17 protein-coding genes are annotated in these 19,861 nt (G+C 73.1%); 14 read left to right on the forward strand and 3 right to left on the reverse strand.

The window, feature by feature from the left end; genetic code table 11:
* Window positions 1-144: 144 nt before the first annotated feature.
* The 9 genes from ACIRR8_RS06305 (at window position 145) to ACIRR8_RS06345 (ending at window position 9,984) form a co-directional block, all read left to right on the forward strand.
* A complete protein-coding gene (locus tag ACIRR8_RS06305; protein ID WP_404059646.1) occupies window positions 145-2,307 on the forward strand; it encodes a HEAT repeat domain-containing protein in 2,163 nt (720 codons plus the stop codon).
* Window positions 2,304-2,618: a zinc-ribbon domain-containing protein gene (locus tag ACIRR8_RS06310; protein WP_404059648.1), complete on the forward strand. Its 315-nt coding sequence runs from the start codon at window positions 2,304-2,306 to the stop codon at window positions 2,616-2,618. The genes ACIRR8_RS06305 and ACIRR8_RS06310 overlap by 4 nt, the downstream gene beginning before the upstream one ends.
* Before the next feature lie 99 nt (window positions 2,619-2,717).
* A complete protein-coding gene (locus tag ACIRR8_RS06315) occupies window positions 2,718-3,434 on the forward strand; it encodes a hypothetical protein (protein ID WP_404059651.1) in 717 nt (238 codons plus the stop codon).
* A complete protein-coding gene (locus ACIRR8_RS06320; RefSeq protein WP_404059654.1) occupies window positions 3,431-4,774 on the forward strand; it encodes an ATP-binding protein in 1,344 nt (447 codons plus the stop codon). The genes ACIRR8_RS06315 and ACIRR8_RS06320 overlap by 4 nt, the downstream gene beginning before the upstream one ends.
* Before the next feature lie 107 nt (window positions 4,775-4,881).
* A complete protein-coding gene (locus ACIRR8_RS06325) occupies window positions 4,882-5,379 on the forward strand; it encodes an SH3 domain-containing protein (RefSeq protein WP_404059657.1) in 498 nt (165 codons plus the stop codon).
* Window positions 5,380-5,512: 133 nt separating this feature from the next.
* Complete coding sequence (locus tag ACIRR8_RS06330) at window positions 5,513-6,892, forward strand: FtsW/RodA/SpoVE family cell cycle protein (protein ID WP_404059660.1); 1,380 nt, start codon at window positions 5,513-5,515, stop codon at window positions 6,890-6,892.
* Complete coding sequence (locus ACIRR8_RS06335) at window positions 6,889-8,346, forward strand: penicillin-binding transpeptidase domain-containing protein (RefSeq protein ID WP_404059663.1); 1,458 nt, start codon at window positions 6,889-6,891, stop codon at window positions 8,344-8,346. Before ACIRR8_RS06330 ends, ACIRR8_RS06335 begins: the two co-directional genes overlap by 4 nt.
* Before the next feature lie 79 nt (window positions 8,347-8,425).
* Complete coding sequence (locus tag ACIRR8_RS06340; protein WP_404059666.1) at window positions 8,426-9,502, forward strand: amidase family protein; 1,077 nt, start codon at window positions 8,426-8,428, stop codon at window positions 9,500-9,502.
* Window positions 9,499-9,984 (forward strand): DUF3291 domain-containing protein, encoded by a 486-nt coding sequence (locus ACIRR8_RS06345; protein WP_404059669.1) that lies wholly within the window; start codon window positions 9,499-9,501, stop codon window positions 9,982-9,984. The genes ACIRR8_RS06340 and ACIRR8_RS06345 overlap by 4 nt, the downstream gene beginning before the upstream one ends.
* Before the next feature lie 28 nt (window positions 9,985-10,012).
* Here the strand turns inward: ACIRR8_RS06345 and ACIRR8_RS06350 are convergent, their stop codons facing one another.
* Complete coding sequence (locus tag ACIRR8_RS06350) at window positions 10,013-10,888, reverse strand: hypothetical protein (protein ID WP_404059672.1); 876 nt, start codon at window positions 10,886-10,888, stop codon at window positions 10,013-10,015.
* A 90-nt stretch (window positions 10,889-10,978) separates the two neighbouring features.
* The gene (locus ACIRR8_RS06355) at window positions 10,979-12,091 is read right to left on the reverse strand and encodes a ferritin-like domain-containing protein (RefSeq protein WP_404059675.1); all 1,113 of its coding nucleotides are present in this window, start codon (window positions 12,089-12,091) and stop codon (window positions 10,979-10,981) included.
* 243 nt (window positions 12,092-12,334) lie between these two features.
* On the opposite strand from ACIRR8_RS06355, the gene ACIRR8_RS06360 reads away from it, so the two are divergent.
* The 5 genes from ACIRR8_RS06360 (at window position 12,335) to ACIRR8_RS06380 (ending at window position 18,575) form a co-directional block, all read left to right on the forward strand.
* A complete protein-coding gene (locus tag ACIRR8_RS06360; RefSeq protein WP_404059677.1) occupies window positions 12,335-13,276 on the forward strand; it encodes a diiron oxygenase in 942 nt (313 codons plus the stop codon).
* A gap of 34 nt (window positions 13,277-13,310) precedes the next feature.
* Complete coding sequence (locus ACIRR8_RS06365) at window positions 13,311-14,102, forward strand: TetR/AcrR family transcriptional regulator (RefSeq protein ID WP_404059680.1); 792 nt, start codon at window positions 13,311-13,313, stop codon at window positions 14,100-14,102.
* 4 nt (window positions 14,103-14,106) lie between these two features.
* Window positions 14,107-14,370, forward strand: coding sequence for a hypothetical protein (locus ACIRR8_RS06370; RefSeq protein WP_404059683.1), 264 nt, complete (start codon window positions 14,107-14,109; stop codon window positions 14,368-14,370).
* Window positions 14,371-14,467: 97 nt separating this feature from the next.
* A complete protein-coding gene (locus ACIRR8_RS06375; RefSeq protein WP_404059685.1) occupies window positions 14,468-17,173 on the forward strand; it encodes a PQQ-binding-like beta-propeller repeat protein in 2,706 nt (901 codons plus the stop codon).
* 166 nt (window positions 17,174-17,339) lie between these two features.
* Window positions 17,340-18,575 carry an NlpC/P60 family protein gene (locus ACIRR8_RS06380; RefSeq protein ID WP_404059687.1) on the forward strand — a complete coding sequence of 412 codons (1,236 nt, stop codon included), beginning with the start codon at window positions 17,340-17,342 and terminating at the stop codon, window positions 18,573-18,575.
* A gap of 41 nt (window positions 18,576-18,616) precedes the next feature.
* On the opposite strand, the gene ACIRR8_RS06385 is transcribed toward ACIRR8_RS06380, so the two are convergent.
* Window positions 18,617-19,852, reverse strand: coding sequence for a styrene monooxygenase/indole monooxygenase family protein (locus ACIRR8_RS06385; RefSeq protein ID WP_404059690.1), 1,236 nt, complete (start codon window positions 19,850-19,852; stop codon window positions 18,617-18,619).
* Window positions 19,853-19,861 lie beyond the last annotated feature (9 nt).

Consider the following 19,861-nt stretch of genomic DNA (forward strand, 5'->3'; position numbering starts at 1 on the left):
ACAAGTGGCGGGTGGATTGTCGGAGCCGTGGTGCACACTCTGCGCAGGCGCTTTCTTCGGGATGCGCAGCAGGGGCGTGGGGAACAGGTGTGCCGGAGACGGGTGGAGCTTCCGGACGCTGCCGTGACGTGGGGAGGGGATGGCGTGTTCTCGGGGATCGATGAGGTCGACTGGGCGTCGATGGAGCATGCCTACGGGCCCGCGGACGACGTGCCGGTGCTCCTGAGGGGGCTTGCCTCCGCCGATCCGGCGGAGCGGGAGAGCGCGCTCGACGGCATGTACGGAGCGGTGCACCACCAGGGAGACGTGTACGCCTGCACGCTCGCGTGCATCCCGTTCCTCTTCGAGCTCGCCGTGGACCCGGAGGTGCAGGACCGGGGCAGCGTGGTCGAGCTGCTCACCAGCATCGGCGGCTTCGATCTGGACGAGGACGACGACGAGATCGACGAGGACGAGATCGAGGGCGCCGCGAACTACGCGATGGCGGCGGCCGCGGTGACCGCCGGGGCCGGGGTCTTCTTCGAGCTGGTCGCCGACGAGGACCCCGGCGTACGGCTCGCGGCCCCGCTGGCGCTCGCCACCCTGCACCGGCATCCGGTCCGGGTCCTCGCGCTGCTGCGGGAGCGGCTGCCGGCGGAGCCCGACGAGGAGGTGCGGCTGGCCCTCGTGGAGGCGGCCGGTCGGATAGCCCTGCGCCACCGTCCGCTGGCGGGCCGGGTGACGGAGTGGCTGAGCCTGCTGGTGGACCGGGAGCGTGCGCCGGGGCTGCGGCTCGCCGCCCTGGCCCAGCTGGCGCGCTGCTGCCCCGACACGCTGCCCCGCGATGTGGTGCCCGTCGTGTCGGGGCTGCTGCGCGAGCTGCGTACGGCCCCGGACGGCACACCGGAGTTCGACCAGGACGGCGAGCCGGACGCCGACGCCGAGGCGGAGCCGGAGGCCGAACCCGTCGGCTGTACGGACGTGGCCCTGGCCGAACAGGCCGCAGCGCCGACCCTGGTGGGCCAGTTGCGCGCGCTCTCCGCCCAGGACAACGCCGGATGCGGCGCCCCTTGGACCGCTGATCTGCTGCGCACCCTGCACGTCGGCCTCGACGACCGGGTCGGTGACCGGACGGCCCTCCTCGTCGACCAGCTCCGCAGCCCGGACCGCTGGCAGCGCATCGACGCCGTGCGGATGAGCGGCGGGCTGATACGGGCCTGGCGCGGCTCGTACGAGGAGCTGGTGACGCTCGTCGGCGACCAGCTGGCCGACCCCGATCCCCGGCTGGCGGAGGCCGCCTCGCACGTGCTGGAGGAACTGTTCTCGCTGGCCGCGCCGAGCGCCGACGCGCTGGCGGCCCGGCTGGCGGCCGATCCCGGCGGCTGGGTGAAGGAGTGGGCCAGCGGTCCGCCGGGGCTCGGCTCCACGGTGAAGGCGCTGGCCCGGCTCGGTGACGCCCGTGCCGTGCCCGCTCTGGCGGCGGCCCTGGAGCTGCCGGAGGTGCCGCACGACGTGGGGTTCGCGGTCACCCATCTCGGGCCGGCCGCCCGCCCGCTGGCCGGTGCGCTGCGGCGCAGGCTGGCCGGGGTGGCGCTGGACGAGGGGGCGTACGACCGGGCGAGCCCGCTGCTGGCCGGGCTGACCGGGCTGCGGGCGGGCGAGGCCACGCCGGAGGTGCTGCGGGTGCTGCGCGGCGCGCCGGAGTACCGGGGCGAGTGGCTGCGTACGGCGGCGCTGCGGGCGCTCGGCTCGTTCGGGCCCGCCGCGCGGGAGGCCGTGCCGGAGCTGCGGGCGATGCTGCGGCGGCCGGGGACGGCGACGGAGGCGGCCGAGGCGCTCTGGGCGGTCGCCGGGGACCGGGACGCGGTGCTGCCGGTGCTGGTCGAGGCGCTCGGCTCGGACCAGGTGCACGACCGGCGCGGAGCGGCGGCGGCGCTGGGTGCGCTCGGGCCGCGGGCGGCGGCGGTCGCGCCCCGGCTGCGCGGGCTGCTGGCCCACGAGGACCTGTGGCTGCGGGTGGACGCGGCGATCGCGCTCTGGGAGGTGACCGGACGGCCGGAGGAGAGTACGGAGGTGCTCCTGGCCGCCTGGGAGAGGAACCGCCATGTCCGCGTCCGGGTGGCAGAATGCCTGGCACGGATGGGTCCGGTCGACCCGGCGTCGACGGCGGCACAGGTGCTGCGCGCCGAGCTCGCCTGCGTACGCCGTCACAACGCGCTGGACAGCGGGTACGGCAGCCATGACACCTACGAGGACGAAAAGCTCCTGGCGCTGTGCCGGGAGGCACTCCGGGGCACGGGGAAGACGGGCAGAGGGAGCACGGCATGATCATTTTCGGCACCAAGGGCTATCTCCACCAGCTGGCCATCCTGACGATGGTGTGCGGCTGGTGCGGCAATCCGGCGGCGCACACGCTGCGGAAGCGGGTCACGAAGTTCACGCTGTTCTTCATCCCGCTCTTCCCGTTCTCGACGAAGTACGCGACGCAGTGCACGTTCTGCGGCGGTGAGCAGCAGATATCCGAGGAGCAGGCCGACCAGCTGCTCGCCCAGCACGGCGCCGGTCCGGACGGCGGCCGGGGACAGGGCCCGCAGCAGCCGGGCTTCCAGCAGCCGGGGCAGAGCCCGTTCCAGCGCTGAAGCCTGTCGTACGGGTACGAAGTGGGCATTGCGTACGGAGACGTCCTAGGGTGTAGGCCCTTGTCATCCTTCGTCCTTCGTCCTTGAGGAGGGCCGGCCGTGCGCCCGCTCGCCGTCCGTACCGTCACAGCCGCCGTGGCCGGGCTCGCCCTGCTCAGCGGCTGCGGTTCGGCCGGCGGCCTGGAGAGCGCCGGCGAGGCTCCGTCGGCCGTCGAGCCCGCCCGCCTCTGGCCTGGCCTGCCGCCCGCTTCGGCGGCTCCGTACGACTACGGGGAGGGCGAGACGGCCAGGATCCCCGGGATCACCGTGCCGGGCGGCGATGTGCACCGGCTGGACCCGGTCGCGGTCGCGCAGGCCGGGCTGAAGGCAAGGACGAACCGGGACAGCGGCCTGGACGAGCTGCCCGACGCGACGGTCCGGCAGATCCGGGCCTGCCGTACGGCGCCGGACGCCTGCCCGGTGCTGGCGCCGTACTACTTCGACCTGACCGGTGACGGCAGGGACGAACTGGTGCTCGGCATCCGGATGCCCGAACGCCAGCTGGCCGTGCGCGCGTACCGGGCCGACGGCGCCGGCCGGAGCGCGCTGACCCGGATCATGTCCACCTCTGACGCGGTGATCAGCGTGGAGCTGGCGGGCAGGGACCTGGTCCTGCGGGCGCCTTCGGTGATCTCCGGGTACGAGTACCGCACCGCGTGGTCCTGGGACGAGCGGCAGCAGGCGATGCTGGCCACCCGGGACGAGATCCTGCGGGTGCCGGAGCGGCGCGGGGACACGGACCGCGACCCCTCGGACTCCGCGTCGGCCGCCCGATGAGACGGCGCCGCTTCCGCTCCCCCGCCTGGACCGCGACCCTCACCTGGAAGTCCGCGGTCTTCCTCACCGCCATGTGCTGCACGCTCGCCGCCCTCCTCGGCGTCCTCGTGCACACCGCGGTGACCCGGCAGACGGTCTCCCACGCCCGCGAGAAGGCGCTCGCCCGGCTGGAGGTCGTCACCGACGCGTACGAGGCCGGGGAGCCGCTGCCGAGGGGGTCGGGCATCGACCCGCCGGGCCTGCCCGCCGCGCTGCGCGACCTGGCCGCGAACGGCGAGCGCGGCACGATCGTCGCGGACGGCCCGCACCGGCCGGACGATCCGGACGGGCGCACCGGTCCGGCGATGTGGGCGGCGGGCCCGGCGGACGGGCGGGCGCTGGCCACCTGGACGGACTACAGCCACAGCGCCAACACCATCGGCGGCCTGGACCGGGCGATCATCGGCTCCTCGCTGCTGGCCATCGCCGCCACCCTGGCCGTCGGCCTCTTCGCCGTCGGCCGGGTCACCCGCAGGCTGCACCAGACGGCCCGGGTGGCCCGCCGGATCAGCGCGGGCGACCTCGACGCCCGGGTCGGCGACCCCCGTACGCGACGTCCGGTGCGCGGCCAGGACGAGGTGGCGATTGTGTCGGGCGCCCTGGACACCATGGCCTCCAGCCTGCAGCGCAAGCTCCAGACGGAGCAGCGGTTCACCGCCGATGTGGCGCACGAGCTGCGGACCCCGCTCACCGGCCTCTCGGCCGCCGCAGAGCTGCTGCCGCCGGGCCGTCCGGCGGAGCTGGTGCGGGACCGGGTGCGGGCGATGCGGTCGCTGACCGAGGACCTGCTGGAGATCTCGCGCCTGGACGCCCGCACCGAGCAGGTGGACCTGGCCGTGCACGACCTCGGCCCGGTGGTGGAGCGGGTGGTGCGGGCCTCCGGCACGGAGACCGAGGTGCGGGTCACGGACCCGGCGCCGGTGGAGACGGACCGGCGGCGGCTGGAGCGGGTGCTCGGCAACCTGGTGGCCAACGCGCACCGGCACGGCGCCGGTCCGGTGGTACTGGAGGTGGCGGGTGCGGTGGTCTCCGTACGCGACCACGGCGCGGGCTTTCCGGCCTACCTCCTGGAGGGCGGTCCGCAGCGGTTCCGCACGGACGGCGCAGGCAAGGGCCACGGACTCGGGCTGACCATCGCCCTGGGCCAGGCCGCGGTGATCGGGGCGCGGCTGGAGTTCCTGAATCCCCCGGACGGCGGGGCGCTGGCCCGGCTGACGCTGCCGCAGTACGTACGCCTCGGGGACGGCGATTCCGCCGGGAACACGGGCGACCGGGGCGCGGGGACGCCCGGCCCGGCCTGACATCACGCACAGTGCGCGTTGCGGACGCTCCGTGTCCAACTTAGCGTGGCGGAGGCGAGCCCGGCTCGCGTCCCCCACGGCCCTCTCTCCTTCCTCATGGAGGCAGCATGTCCCCCCTGTCCCGCCCCTCGCGGTTCCGCCGGATCGGTCTCTGCGTCGCCACCGGCGCCCTCGCGGCGGTCACGGCCGCCGCTCCCGCTCTGGCGGCGGACCCCCACCCCGTCGACCACCGCGGCGAGGCCCACACCTCGGCCCCGGCGTCCGACGAGCTCTCCGCCTCGGCCCTCCAGCGCGAGCACGAGGCGCAGCAGAAGGAGGCCCGCCAGGAGGCGCAGACGCAGAACCAGGCCAAGCCCCAGGCCCCCAAGAAGACCTACAAGGGCCGGGTCGTCGCCAAGCCGTACCTCCTGCTGCGCGACAAGCCGACCCGGAGCAGCAAGGTCGTGGGCTCGGTGAAGTACGGCACCGTCGTCAACATCTTCTGCAAGACGACGGGCGACAACGTCGACGGGAACAACCGCTGGTACCTGCTGACCGACGGCACGTGGGCGTGGGGTTCGGCCCGCTACATCGAGAACATCGGCGCGGCACCGCGCTTCTGCTGACCCCACCGCACGGCACACCCCGTCCGCCTGGAAGCCACCCGCTTCCAGGCGGACGCGCCATGACCCCCATGACATCGCTATGACATCTATGACATAAGGGAAATACGGCACGCCTCTTGCTACGTTGCGGTCCATGACCGCAACGACGGCGGACGCTCCCCCGCCCGAGCTCCGCCTGCCCAGACGGCGCGGGGTCGAGCTCTCGCTCCTCATCGGGGCCGTCCTGATCTCCGTCTACGGTTACGCGGCCGTGGGCCTCGCCCACGACGGGGCGGTGCCGCCCGATGTCGCCGGTTACGGCGCCGGGCTCGGCACGCTGGCGCTGCTGGCCCATGTGGCGGTCCGCTTCCGGGCCCCGTACGCCGATCCGCTGCTGCTGCCGATCGCCGTCCTGCTCAACGGGCTCGGCCTGGTGCTGATCTACCGGCTGGACCTGGAGACCCCGCGCGACCAGGCCGCACCCACGCAGCTGATCTGGTCCACGCTCGGGGTCGCGCTCTTCGCCGTCGTCGTGGTGCTGCTCCGCGACCACCGGGTGCTCGCGCGGTACGCCTATCTCTCGGTCGCCACCGCGCTCGTCCTGATGATCGTGCCGATCTTCTTCCCGGCGGTGAACGGGGCGAAGATCTGGATCCGGATCGGCGGACTCTCTTTCCAGCCGGGCGAGTTCGCCAAGATCCTGCTCGCGGTCTTCTTCGCCGCCTACCTCGCCGCCAACCGCAACGCGCTCGCCTACACCGGCCGCACGTTCTGGAGGCTGCAGCTGCCCACCGGCCGGGTGCTCGGCCCGATCGTGGCGATCTGGCTGCTCAGCGTCGGCGTGCTGGTGCTGGAGCGGGACCTCGGCACCTCGCTGCTCTTCTTCGGGCTCTTCGTGATCATGCTGTACGTGGCGACCGGCCGGACCGGCTGGATCGCGGTCGGGCTGCTGCTGGCGGCCGTCGGCGCGTTCGTCGTCGGCTCGTTCGAACCGCATGTGCACAGCCGGGTGCAGGACTGGCTGGACCCGTTCGCGTCGATCGACGCCGGCCGGGGCCCCGGCCAGCTCGCCCAGTCGCTCTTCGCCTTCGCCGCCGGGGGCATGCTCGGGACCGGGCTCGGGGCCGGCCACTCCATCCTCATCGGCTTCGCCGCCAAGTCCGACTTCATCCTGGCGACGGCCGGCGAGGAGCTGGGGCTGAGCGGTCTGACCGCCGTCTTCCTGCTGTACGCGCTCCTCGTGGCGCGCGGCTACCGGGCCGGGCTCGCGCTGCGCGACCCGTTCGGACGGCTGCTGGCCATCGGCCTCTCCTCGATCCTGGCGCTCCAGGTGTTCGTGATCGCGGGCGGGGTGATGGGGCTGATCCCGCTGACCGGGATGGCGATGCCGTTCCTGGCGCAGGGCGGCTCGTCCGTCGTCACCAACTGGATCATCGTGGCGCTGCTGATCCGGCTGAGCGATGTCGCGCGCAGACCGCACCCTGAGCAGGTGGAGACCGGGGTCATCGCCCCGTCCGCCGAGGAGGACCGGTGATCCGCTACATCCGGCGGGCTGCCGCCCTCTGCCTCCTCCTGCTCGTGGCGCTGCTCGCCAACGCGGCCCGCGTCCAGCTCTTCGAGGCCGGCGAGCTGGACGCAAACCCGGCCAACCGCCGTACCACCATCGCCCGTTACGACCAGCCGCGCGGCAACATCCTGGTCGGCGACCGGGCCGTGACCGGCAACAAGGAGACCGGCGAGCAGCTCAGCTTCGAGCGCACCTATCTGCACGGCCCGCTGTACGCGCCGGTGACCGGATACGCCTCGCAGACGTACGGCACCACACTCCTGGAGAACACCGAGGACGGCGTCCTGTCGGGTACGGACTCGCTGCTGGCGCCTCTCCCGTTCTGGAACGAGTTCACCCGGGGCCGGCAGCCCGGCGGCAACGTCGTCACGACGGTCAAGGAGTCGATGCAGCGTGCCGCGTACGCCGGGCTGAGCGGCAGGCGGGGCGCGGTCGCCGCCCTGGAGCCGTCGACCGGCAGGATCCTGGCGCTGGTCTCGACCCCGTCGTACGACCCCGAGCGGCTGTCCGGCACCGGCTCTGGCGTCACCGAGGCGTGGACCCGGCTGAACGCGGCCGAGAGCCTGCCGATGCTCAACCGGGCCATCCGGCAGACCTATCCGCCGGGCTCCACCTTCAAGATCGTGACGGCGGCGGCGGCGCTGGACGCCCGGGTGGTGAAGGACGTGGACGCGCCGACGGACACCCCGTCGCCGTACGTCCTGCCCAACACGCGGACGGTCCTCCCCAACGAGGCGCGCGGCTGCGAGAAGGCGTCGCTGGCCGATGCGATCCGGGTCTCCTGCAACACGGTGATGGCCCATCTGGGCGTGGAGGTCGGGCTGGAGGGGATGGCGGAGACGGCGGAGCACTTCGGCTTCAACGAGAACGAGCTGCGCATCCCGTCCGGGGTGGCGCGGAGCAACTTCGACACCGACATGAGCCAGGACCAGCTGGCGCTCTCCTCGATCGGCCAGTTCAACACGACCGCGACGCCGCTCCAGATGGCGATGGTGGCGGCGGCGGTGGCGAACGGCGGCGACCTGCGGTATCCGTACCTCGTCGACCGGGTGACCGCCGCCGACGGGGACACGGTCCAGCAGCAGGGTCCGCGCTCCTACGAGCGGGCGATGAGCCCGTCCACGGCGGTGCAGCTCCAGCGGATGATGGTCGACGTGGTGGAGAACGGCACCGGGTCCAACGCGGCGATCGACGGCGTGAGGGTCGGCGGCAAGACCGGCACGGCGCAGCACGGCGTCGACAACTCGGGCCTCCCGTATGCCTGGTTCATCTCCTGGGCGCAGGCTCCCGACTCCGGCCGCCCGGCCGTCGCGGTGGCCGTGGTGGTGGAGGACGCGGCGGCGGACCGGGCCGACATCAGCGGCGGCGGCAGCGCGGCCCCGATCGCGCGGGCGGTGATGGAGGCGGCGCTGGAGGAGTGAGCCGCGCCTTACGGGGAGACCTGCCGTACGGGGCGACCTGTCATACGGCGAGACTTGTCTTACGGGGAGGCTTACGGACATGACGTCGACGCCGTCCGCCGTGGCGCGGGCCCTGGAGCGGATCGCCCGGCTGGACCCGGCGCTCAACGCGTTCATCGAGGTCTGGCCGGAGGAGGCGTCGGCCCGCGAGCCGCAGGCCAGGCAACTCCCCCTGCGCGGGCTGCCGTTCGCCGTGAAGGGCCCGACCGGTATCCGCTCGTACGCGGCCCGACGGCTGATCGCGGCCGGCGGCGTCCCGGTCGGCGCGACCTCGGTGCCCGGCCCCGGCACCTACTGGCAGACCTGGGGGCAGGGCGCGCACGGCCGCACGGTCAACCCGTGGCGGGCCGACCGAACGCCCGGCGGTTCGTCGGCGGGCTCGGCGGTCGCGGTGGCGGCGGGAATGGTGGAGCTCGCGACGGGCAGCGACGGAGCCGGGTCGGTGCGCATCCCGGCCGCCTGGTGCGGGGTGTTCGGGCTGAAGACGACGAACGGGCTGCTCCCGTCGCCGGACACCTCGGGCCTGGCGGCGGCGGGCGTGCTGGCCAGGTCGGCGGCGGATGCGGAGCGGTACGTACGCCATGTGCTGCCCGGGTACGAGGAGTTCACCGCGCCTTCCCTGCCCCTGCCCGCCGTGTACAGCGAGGACCTGGGGTTCGCGGAGGTGGATCCGGAGGTGGCGGCCGTGGTGCGGGCGGCGGTGGACCGGCTGGTCGCGGCCGGGGCCGTGCGCCTGGTGGAGGCCGGGTGCGAGCTGCTCGATCCGGGCCCGGCCTGGCAGGCGGTACGAGCCGGGTCACCGGACGACGCCGGGGCGGTGGCGGTCCGGCGGGCGAACGACGAACGGCTCGACGCGCTCTTCGCGGCCGCGCCCCTGCTGCTGAGCCCGGCCACGCCGAACCGGCCGCACGGGCACGAGGGGCCGGGCGACCGCTACTCGACCGCGCTGACCTGGGCGTTCAACCTCAGCGGCCATCCGGCGGCGAGCCTGCCCGCCGGATTCACGGCCGACGGCTGCCCGGTGGGGCTCCAGCTGGTGGCGGCGCGCGGGGCGGACGTCTCGCTGCTCGGAATGGCCCGCGCGCTGGAGAACGCTCTGCCTACGGTGCGGCCATGACCTTCACCGAGACGCAAACAGGCGGCGCAAAACACGAGTTGGCCCAGGTGAACATCGCCCGGCTCAGATTCCCGCTGGAATCACCGCAGTTGAAGGACTTCGTCGACGGCCTGGACCCGGTGAACGCGGTCGCCGACGAAGCCGAGGGGTTCGTGTGGCGGCTGCGCTCGGACTCCGGGAACGCCACCGACGTACCGGTGTTCGGGGACGAGTGGCTGATCGTGAACCTGTCGGTGTGGCAGGACGCGGAGGCGCTGACGGGCTTCATGTACGCGGGCCTGCACCGGGAGTTGCTGCGCCGGCGCCGCGAGTGGTTCGAGCAGGTGAGTGAGGCGATGACCGCGCTGTGGTGGGTGCCGGCGGGTGAACGCCCGACGGTCGCGGACGCCGAGGAGCGCCTGCTGCACCTCCGCGAACACGGCCCGACGGAACGGGCGTTCACCTTGCGCACCCGCTTCCCGGCACCGGCGGAAGCGCGCTGAACCGCGCACCCCCGCCGTGGGCGGCCGGTCAGCCGATCGGCCGGCGGATCTCCTCGCGGATCCTGGCGGTCTCGGCCGCCGCCGCCTCCAGGTCGATCGCCGAGGCGTCCTTCAGGGCCGTCTCGGCGCGGATGATCCCCACCGACACCCCGGTGTTGTCGTCACCCCAGGCGCACATCGGAACGTTGGCCTTGATGCCGCCCTTGACCGACTGGAGCACCTGGCACTCCAGCGTGATGTCGTACCCGGCGGGGGTGAACTTCTTCGGCGGGACGACGACGCTCGCGCCCTCCCCTTCGGCCCCGCCGTCCATCATCTTGCCGGTCATCACGTCCGGGTCGGCGAACCTCCCGTACATCCCGGAGATCACCAGCGCCCCGCCCGTGGCCGAGCTGTACTGGCCGACCACCGCCTTCGCGTCCCGGACGGTGGGGTCGTACATCTTCTCGATCTTCTTGCCCTCGGTCGAGGACAGGTCCTGGGCCAGGGTGAACTCACCGTCCAGCAGCTTCTGTTCCAGGACGAGCTTGTACTCGGCGTCCGGGAACGCCGCATCGACGGTCTTCCCGAACAGCTGGGAGACGCCGAAGGCGATGCCGCCCGCCAGCACGACCGCGCCCACCACGATGCCGACGATCAGCCCGGTCCGCTTCTTCCGCGGCGGCTGCGCACCCGGCCCCTGCGGCGGCCACCCGCCCGCACCCGGACCGCCCCAGCCGGCCGCACCGGGCTGCTGCTGCCCCCAGCCGCCACCCTGCTGAGGCGCGGCCGGCGGCTGCTGCGGGTAGCCGTAAGGCTGCTGCGGCACTCCGGGGGCGGCGGCCGGCGGACCGTACGGGTTCTGCTGGGGGTGCGGGGGCGGCGGGCCGTACGGGCCCTGCGGCGGCTGAGGCGGGGTGGTCATGCGCTCACGGTACGACACGTTTGCGAACGGAATTTCGATACGGCCGGTTTTGGTACCGCCCCCGCTCACACCACCGGGCAGCCGGACGCCTCAGGCCGCCTCTTCCCGCCCCTCCACGATCGCCTCGGCGACCTCCGCCACCCGGGCCTCCTCCTCGGCGGCGAAGCGTTCGCGGTCCAGTTCCTCGGCTATCTCCTCGTCCTGGGACATGAGCAGGTCCAGGTTGGAGTCGCCGAGTTCCAGGACGCCCATGTCGACGTACGCCTTCTGGAGCCGCGGGCCCCACAGGCCGATGTCCTTGACGCACGGCACGATCCGGCTGAACAGCAGCTTGCGGAAGAGCTGGAGGAACTCCGAGTGCTCCGAGAGATCCTTCGCCTCCTGCTTGCCGATGCCGAAGTTCTCCAGGACCTCGACACCGCTGAGCCGGTCGCGCATCAGGTAGCAGCCCTCGATGACGAACTCCTCGCGCTCGCGCAGTTCGGCGTCGCTCAGCTGCTTGTAGTAGTCGCGCAGCGCCATCCGCCCGAAGGCGACGTGACGGGCCTCGTCCTGCATGACGTAGGCGAGGATCTGCTTGGGCAGCGGCTTGGTGGTGGTGTCGCGGATCATTCCGAAGGCGGCGAGCGCGAGCCCTTCTATCAGCACCTGCATCCCGAGGTACGGCATGTCCCAGCGGGAGTCGCGCAGGGTGTCGCCCAGCAGGCCCTGGAGGTTGTCGTTGACCGGGTAGAGCATGCCGATCTTCTCGTGCAGGAAGCGGCCGTAGATCTCCGCGTGCCGGGCCTCGTCCATGGTCTGGGTGGCGGAGTAGAACTTGGCGTCCAGGTCGGGGACGGACTCCACGATCCTGGCCGCGCAGACCATCGCGCCCTGCTCGCCGTGGAGGAACTGGCTGAACTGCCAGGAGGTGTAGTGCTTGCGCAGCTCGCCCCGGTCCCTCTCCGTCATCTTCGCCCAGTGCGGGGTGCCGTAGAGCGTGAGCGCCTCGTCGGGGGTGCCGAGCGGGTCGGTGGGGTCGACCTCCAGCGACCAGTCGATGCGCTTGTTGCCGTCCCACTGCTTGTCCTTGCCCTTCTGGTAGAGGGCGAGCAGGCGTTCGCGGCCGTCGTCGTAGTCCCAGCTGAACCGGGCGGCTCCGGTGGCAGGTACCTGCCAGAGCGGTGCGGACGGCGGGGTGATGTAGAGGTCATGGGTGGACACGGACGGCTCCTTCGCCTCGGCTGACTCGATCGGCCCGACAAGTTCCGTAGTGACGAAGGCGGTTGAGAGCTTCCCGCCCGTCGCCTCCCCTCGCAGGTTCACACGTTGGTAGACGGCGGGTCAACAAGTCGCACGGAGTCGTGCGCAAGGGATTGACGGCCTTGCTGACGAGCAGTCTCATAAGAGGTGACCGCCGGTAACTCCCGTGTCCGGCCACCCCTGTGCCTGTGAGGTGCTCCCGCCATGACGACCGTGACGCCCGCCGACCGCGACGTGACCGTGCTCCGTGACGCCCTCGGCCCGCTCCGCGACCGTGAGCAGATCGCCGCGCGGCTGCTCGAATCCTCGGCCAAGCACTCCTTCGACCCCGACACCGAACTCGACTGGGACACGGCGGTGGAGGAGGGCAAGTGGTTCTGGCCGCCGGAGCTGCTCTCGCTCTACGACACCCCGATGTGGCACCGGATGTCCGAGGAGCAGCGCCTGGACCTCTCCCGGCACGAGGGCGCGGCCCTCGCCTCGCTCGGCATCTGGTTCGAGATCATCCTGATGCAGCTGCTGGTCCGGCACGTCTACGACAAGCCCGTCACCAGCAACCACGTCCGCTACGCCCTCACCGAGATAGCCGACGAGTGCCGCCACTCGATGATGTTCGGCCGCATGATCGACTGGGGCGGCGCCCCGACGTACGAGGTGCCGCGCGTCTACCACAACCTGGCCCGGGTCCTGAAGACCGTCTCCACCACGCCCGGTTCGTTCGCCGCGACCCTGCTCGGCGAGGAGATCCTCGACTGGATGCAGCGGCTGACCTTCCCGGACGACCGGGTGCAGACCCTGGTGCGCGGCGTGACCCGGATCCACGTCATCGAGGAGGCCCGGCACGTCCGGTACGCACGTGAGGAGCTGCGCCGCCAGATGGTGACCGCCCCGCGCTGGGAGCGGGAACTGACCAAGGTCAGCTGCGGCGAGGCGGCCCGGGTCTTCTCCGTCTGCTTCGTCAACCCGCAGGTGTACGAGAACGTCGGCCTGGACCGGCGGGAGGCCGTCGCCCAGGTGAAGGCGAGCGGCCACCGCAGGGAGGTGATGCAGACCGGGTCGAAGCGGCTGACGGACTTCTTCGACGACATCGGGCTGCTGAACGGCGTCAGCCGCAGGCTGTGGCGCAGTTCAGGGCTGCTGGCCTGAGGCCGTGCGCACCGGAGGCTTTAGGCTCGGGACCATGACGTCCACCGCCGCAGCCCCGCCGCCGCCCCGCGCGTACCGCAGGCTCAGTGTCGAGGAGCGCCGCGCCCAGCTCCTGGCCGCGGCGCTCGGCCTCTTCGCCCACCGGGCCCCGGACGAGGTCTCGCTGGACGAGGTGGCGGTGGCGGCCGGCGTCTCCCGGCCGCTGGTCTACCGCTACTTCCCGGGCGGCCGGCAGCAGTTGTACGAGGCCGCGCTCGGCTCGGCCGCCGACGAGCTGAAGCTCTGCTTCACCGAGCCGCCGGTGGGCCCGCCCACCGAGCGGGTGGCCCGGGTCCTGGACCGCTACCTCCGCTTCGTCGACGAGCACGACACCGGCTTCAGCGCACTGCTGCGCGGTGGCAGCGTGGTGGAGACCTCCCGGACGACGAGCATCGTGGACGGCGTCCGGCGCGCGGCGGCGGAGGAGATCCTCAGCCACCTCGGCCGGATCGGCTCCGCCGGGGAGCGGGGCGCGGCCACGCAGAGCGCAGGGCCGAGGCTGCGGATGATGGTCCGCAGCTGGATCGCGGCCGTCGAGGCGGCGTCGCTGATCTGGCTGGACGAGGGCAAGCGGCCCCCGGCGGCCGAGCTGCGCGGCTGGCTGGTCGACCACCTCATCGCGCTGCTCGCCGCGACGGCGGCCACCGACGAGGAGGCCGCGGCGGTGGTACGCGACCTGCTGACGCTGGAGACCCCGGACGGCCCGGCCGGACGGCTGGCCGAGCTGGTCATCCCGGTCGTCGCCGAGGCGGCACACCTGCTGCCGCAGGCCACTGCGGCAGACTGACCGGGTGAAGAGCGAGAACACCCCTTTCCGCGGCGGCCCCCTGGACGGCCGGGTGCTGCCCGTCCTGGTGGGCCCGACCGGCCACCCGCCGAAGTGGTACGAGGTCCCCGTGCCCTCCCCCGACGGCTCCCCGCCCACCGTGTACGCGTACGAACGCGTCCCGGCCGGCTACACCAAGCGGCTCGGCCTCCAGCGCGGCTGGGTGTACGAGTACGCTCCCGGCGGCCGTAAGCGCCCCAACGTCAAGTGGCCCTGGTCCAAGCCCTGAACGCCCGCTTCCCCAGGCGCAGGCCCTAAGATCGACGGTCAGGTGCCGAGGGACGGGTCACTCGGGCGCCGGAGGACGGTCACAAGGGGGGTGCGCCATGGAGGCGCTGCGTAGGGAAGATCCACGCCGTTTCGGTCGCTTCACCGTGCTGGCCCGCTTCCAGGAAGCCGCGAGCGCCGTGCGGTACGTGGGCCGGGACACCGGCACCGGCGAACTCGCCGTGATCACCGCCGCGCGCCCCGCGCTCGCCGCCGTCCCCGCGTTCCGGCGCCGCTTCCAGGCCGAGGCCCGCACCGCCGAACGCCTCGCGGGCGGCTGGGTGTCGCCGCCGCTGGGGAGCGGCTCCCCGGAGACGGGCTCCCTGGAGTCCGGCGAGGACGAGCTGCTCTGGACCGCGACCGCGTACGTCCCCGCTGTGCCGCTGGCCGAGGCGGTCGGCATCGCGGGCCCGCTGCCGGAGCGCGCCCTGCGGATACTGGGCGCGGGCACCGCCGAGATCCTCTCCCGGGTGCACGCGGGCGGCTCGGTGCTCCAGGGGCTGGCCCCGGGCACGGTGCTGCTGGCCGAGGACGGGCCCCGGCTCACCGCGTTCGGCCCGCTGGGCGCGGCGGCGACGGCGGAGGCGCGGCCGGGCGGGCAGCTCTCGGTGCGGCTGGGCTACCTCACGCCGGAGCAGGTCGAGGGCAAGGAGGTCGGCGCGCCGTCCGACCTGTTCGTGCTGGGGCTGCTGCTGGCGTACGCGGCCACGGGGACGACCCCGTTCACGGAGGGCCCGCCCGAGGAGGCCGCCCGCCGGATCGCCGAGGCCGACCCCGAACTGGACGCCGTGCCGGACGAGTTGCGCGCCCTGATCGCGGCCTGCCTGGCCAAGGACCCGGCCGAGCGGCCCACCGCCGGCACGGTCGCCGCCGAACTGGCCCTGGAGGGCGCGGCGGGCCTGGCCCGGGGCGGCTGGCTGCCCGAGCGGCTCGCGGCGGCGGTCGCGGACCAGGAGGCGGGGGTACGGGGGTTGGGGGCGCCGGAGGAGAACGCGCGGCCTGCGGGGGAGCCGGAGGACGCGGTGCCCACCGGGAAGCCCGGGGACGCACGGCCGACGGACGCGCCGGCCGAGCCACCTGCCCCGCAGACCCCCACCGCCCCGAGCGCCACCACGACCACCGCAGCCACCACCAGCAACAACGCCGGTGCCGGCACCGGGGACATCGGCGAGGACCGGGGCACCACCCGCTTCCTCAACACCGGCCCCAAGCCGCCCCGGTCCGACCGCGCGACGACTCAGCTCGCCCTCCCTCAAGGCCTGCCCCCGGCCCCGGGCAACGCCCCCGCAGCCCTCCCGGCACCGGTCCCCCACCACACGTACGGCAGCCCCGCCCCCTACCCGGCAGCGGCGCTCCCGCCCTCCGCGACCACGGCCCAAGGCAACAACGGCACCAGCCCCATGGTCGCCCTGCCCCTCCCGCCCACGCCGACCCCTCCGGAAGGCTCCGCCACCAGCCGCCGGACCCTGATCACCATCGCGGCGGCGGCGGTCGGCGGGCTCGTCGTGGGCGGCGGCGCGGTCGCCGCGATCGGCGGCGGGGAGACCGCGGCCGCCACGGACGCCAAGCCCGCACCGCCGAAGCCGCGCCCCACGCTCCCCGGCCAGCCCCCCGAGCCGCGCTGGAGCTACTCCCACCCGGCCTCCGAGTCCGCCCCGCTGACCACCGCGCTCTGGCGGGACCGGCTGCTGGTGGTGACCAGCGAGAGCCAGGCGAGCGCCGTCGACGTGAGCACCGGCAAGCGGGTCTGGCAGCGCGCGGACGCGGCCAAGGGCCAGGCGGCGCTGGTCGCGGGCGACCTGTGCTTCGTGGCGAGCCCGACGGAGTTCCTCTGGCTCGCGCCGAAGGACGGCACGGTCGTGCACCGCGTGCGGTACGCGGACGGCTTCACCGACCTGCCGGACCTTCAGGTGGGACGGCTGGCGGGCCACTCCGGTCCGGTGGTCTGGTTCACCGGCTCGCGCACGGTCACCGTGAAGGCCCCCAAGCCGAAAAAGGGCAAGAAGAGGGCGGCGGACAGGAAGGTCGTCCAGGCGTACTTCTTCGCGTACGACATCGTCCGGCGCGCCGAGGTCTGGCGTACGCAGGTACCGGCGGGCCGCGCCCCCGGCACGCCCCTGTACCGGGTGGTCGCGGAACGCTCGGCCGATCTCCTCGTCCGGCAGGACGCGGTCACCCTGACGGCGGCCGAGGTCAAGGCGGCCAAGGGGAAGGGCTCCGTCCGCTCCTTCGATCAGCAGACCGGCAAGCTGCGGTGGGCCAGGCAGTACGGCGCGTCCGGCCCGGAGGCGGCCGTCACGGGTGACGAGGACGGGATCCTGTACGCGGGGGTCGGCGCCGATCTCCAGTCGTTCGAGGCGGACACCGGCAAGCCGCTGTGGCGGGTCGACGGCACGGAGGGCTCGGCCTTCGGCACCCCGCTCGTGGCGGGCCCGTTCCTCCACACCACCGAGCGCAGCCGGCAGATCGGCGCGGTGGAGCGGGAGAGCGGGCGCCTGGCCTGGCGGCGCTCGACGGAGGTGCCGGGCGTCGGGAGCGCCCCCGCCCTCACTCTGAGCAGCAGCGGAAAGACCCTGCTCGCCTCCGACGCCACCCAGGTCACGGCGTTCTCGGCGGCCGACGGGGAGCGGCTGTGGAAGTTCCAGGACATCGGGGTCGCCGAACCGAAGGGGGCCACGGTGAGCGCCCCGTACCGGACGCTCGCCGTCGGCGGGTACGTCATCGTCCAGCGGGACAGGGCCTTCTACGCCTTCCCGGTGAGCTGAGCCGAAGGCGACCGTACGGCCTCCGCCGTCCGGGGCATCCCCGGACGGCACGCGGTGCGGTGCTTGCATGACCTGACACCAGGTGACCGGATTAATCGGATGAGCCCACTCACTGATGGACGAGTCCGATTCTTCCGGTTCCCGTCTCCGTAACGGAGGTGATGTCATGTCAGGCAGGCTCCTGCGCGCGGTCTGCGCGACCGCACTCGCCACGGCCCTGGCGGTCGCCCCCGCCACCGCCGCACCGGCCGAGCCGACCCCTCTGCCTGTGCCGTCCGAGGAGCCCGTACGCCCCGAAGGGGACGACGCGGCAGAGGTGGACGCGGAGACAGCGCTGGCCGCCCCCGAAGCAGCTCCCGAAGCCGGTGGAGCGAAGAGCGTCACGACCCTCCTCCGCGACCTCCGGACCCGCTACCAGGTGGCCGAGGAGGCGAGCGAGACCTACAACGCCACCGCCGAGAAGCTGAAGCAGCGGACGGCGCAGGCGAAGAAGGTGAGCGGTGAGCTGGCGAAGGCGCAAGCCGCGCTGGAGCTCAGCCGGGGGGACGCCGGACGGCTGGCCCGGCAGCAGTACCAGGGGCGCACCGAGTTCTCCGCCTACCTCCAGCTGCTGCTGGCCCGGGACCCGCTGCGCGCCCTGGATCAGAGCCATGTCGTCGAACGGGTGGCGGCGGGCCGCGCCGCCACGGTCGAACGCCTGACCGCGAACGCCCGCCGCGCCGACGCCTTGGCCGCCGCCGCGCGCAAGGCGGTCGACGAGCAGAAGAAGCTGGTCGCACGGCAGAAGAAGCAGCGCGACGCCGTGCGCGACAAGCTGAAGGAGGTGGAGGCGCTGCTGGCCACGCTCTCCGCCGAGCAGCTGACCCAGCTGGCCGGACTCGAAGAGCGGGGCGTGACGGCGGCCCAGAGCGAACTGGTCGCCTCCGGCGCGCTCAGCACGGCCCGGCCGCCGACCCGGCAGGGCGGTGACGCCGTCTCGTACGCGATCGAGCAGATCGGCAAGCCGTACGTGTGGGGCGCCGAGGGCCCCGGCTCCTTCGACTGCTCCGGCCTGACCTCCCAGGCCTGGGCGACGGCGGGCCGCCCGGTCCCGCGCACCTCGCAGGAGCAGTGGAAGCAGCTCCCGAAGGTCCCGATCTCCTCACTGCGCCCCGGCGACCTGGTGATCTACTTCCCGAAGGCCACGCACGTGGCGCTGTACATCGGCGACGGCCTGGTGATCCAGGCCCCCCGCCGCGGCACCAAGGTCAAGGTCTCCCCGGTCGCGTCCAACCCGCTGCTGGGCGCCGTCCGCCCCGATCCCGCAGGCACCCCCCTGTCCACGTACACCCGCCCGGACCTCCCCGAGGGCGCCCGCGACGGCTCGGACACGGGGTACGGCGTGGACCGGGCACCCGAGTAGTCCTGGTGGCCGGAGCGGCGGCCACCAGGACGACAGGCCGCTCAGGCGCCGGAGACCGAGGCCAGGTACGCGTTCGTCTTCTCCGGGTCGAAGAAGAAGTTGTCGAAGTCCGCCGGGTCGTTGAAGCCGTTGGCGAAGCGGTCCGCGACGGGCTGGAGCTGGCCGGCGGCGCCGATCAGGTTCAGGACGTGCTCCGGCGGGGCGCCGAGCATCGCGTTGGTCCACTTCACGACGTGCTGGGCGGTGTGCCAGTAGCGGTCGAAGGTGGACTGCATCCAGGCCCCGTCGAACTCCTTGTCGCCGTGGGCCAGGATCGATTCCAGGTAGGAGTCGGCGCACTTGGAGGCCGAGTTGGAGCCCTGGCCGGTGATCGGGTCGTTGGCCACGACGACGTCCGCGACGCCGAGGACCAGGCCGCCGCCGGGGAGCCGGCCGATCGGCTTGCGGACGGTGGGGGCGTAGCGGCCGGCGAGGGTGCCGTTGGCGTCGGTCAGTTCGACCTTGGTGGCGCGGGCGTACTCCCAGGGCGTGAACCTCTCCATCAGCTCCAGCGTCTTCGCCAGGTGCTCGGAGGGGTCCTTGATGCCCTGGAAGGCGTCGAGCGGGCCGCCCGGGACGCCCTCCCAGAAGAGGATGTCGGCGCGGCCGGAGGTGGTGAGCGTCGGCATCACGAACAGCTCGCCGACGCCGGGCACCAGGTTGCAGCGGACCGCGTCGAACTCCGGGTGCTCCGGGCGCGGGCCCATGCCGTGCACGTAGGCGACGGCCAGCGCACGCTGCGGGGCGTCGAACGGCGAACGCGCCGCGTCCCGGCCGAACATGGAGACCAGCTCGCCCTTGCCGGCCGAGACCATCACCAGGTCGTACGTACGCGAGAAGTAGTCCAGGTCGGAGACGGCCGCCCCGTGGATGACGAGCTGCCCGCCACGCTGGGCGAAGGTCTCCATCCAGCCGGCCATCTTCACGCGCTGGTCGACCGACTGCGCGTACCCGTCGAGCTTGCCGACCCAGTCGATGGCGCGCGAGGAGTCCGGCGCGGCGACGGAGACACCGACCCCCTCGATCCTCGGGGCCTGGGACTCCCAGAAGTTCAGCTGGTAGTCCCGCTCGTGCTGGAGCGCGGTGTGGAACATGCACTGCGTCGACATGACCCGGCCGGTGCGGATCTCGTCGGCCGTGCGGTTGGACATCAGCGTGACTTCGTAACCTCGGGACTGCAGTCCGAGGGCCAGCTGGAGACCTGACTGGCCGGCTCCGACTATGAGTATCTTCCGCATCGCGGCTCT

Source organism: Streptomyces sp. NPDC101178 (genome assembly GCF_044767965.1).
In the GTDB taxonomy this organism is placed as follows: domain Bacteria; phylum Actinomycetota; class Actinomycetes; order Streptomycetales; family Streptomycetaceae; genus Streptomyces.

Bases quoted from the DNA above. Each gene is read 5' to 3' on its own strand.
- ACIRR8_RS06310 (WP_404059648.1), top strand. From the start codon at position 2,304: ATGATCATTTTCGGCACCAAGGGCTATCTCCACCAGCTGGCCATCCTG.
- ACIRR8_RS06320 (WP_404059654.1), top strand. From the start codon at position 3,431: ATGAGACGGCGCCGCTTCCGCTCCCCCGCCTGGACCGCGACCCTCACC.
- ACIRR8_RS06325 (WP_404059657.1), top strand. From the start codon at position 4,882: ATGTCCCCCCTGTCCCGCCCCTCGCGGTTCCGCCGGATCGGTCTCTGC.
- ACIRR8_RS06330 (WP_404059660.1), top strand. From the start codon at position 5,513: ATGACCGCAACGACGGCGGACGCTCCCCCGCCCGAGCTCCGCCTGCCC.
- ACIRR8_RS06340 (WP_404059666.1), top strand. From the start codon at position 8,426: ATGACGTCGACGCCGTCCGCCGTGGCGCGGGCCCTGGAGCGGATCGCC.
- ACIRR8_RS06345 (WP_404059669.1), top strand. From the start codon at position 9,499: ATGACCTTCACCGAGACGCAAACAGGCGGCGCAAAACACGAGTTGGCC.
- ACIRR8_RS06350 (WP_404059672.1), bottom strand. From the start codon at position 10,888: ATGACCACCCCGCCTCAGCCGCCGCAGGGCCCGTACGGCCCGCCGCCC.
- ACIRR8_RS06360 (WP_404059677.1), top strand. From the start codon at position 12,335: ATGACGACCGTGACGCCCGCCGACCGCGACGTGACCGTGCTCCGTGAC.
- ACIRR8_RS06365 (WP_404059680.1), top strand. From the start codon at position 13,311: ATGACGTCCACCGCCGCAGCCCCGCCGCCGCCCCGCGCGTACCGCAGG.
- ACIRR8_RS06375 (WP_404059685.1), top strand. From the start codon at position 14,468: ATGGAGGCGCTGCGTAGGGAAGATCCACGCCGTTTCGGTCGCTTCACC.
- ACIRR8_RS06380 (WP_404059687.1), top strand. From the start codon at position 17,340: ATGTCAGGCAGGCTCCTGCGCGCGGTCTGCGCGACCGCACTCGCCACG.
- ACIRR8_RS06385 (WP_404059690.1), bottom strand. From the start codon at position 19,852: ATGCGGAAGATACTCATAGTCGGAGCCGGCCAGTCAGGTCTCCAGCTG.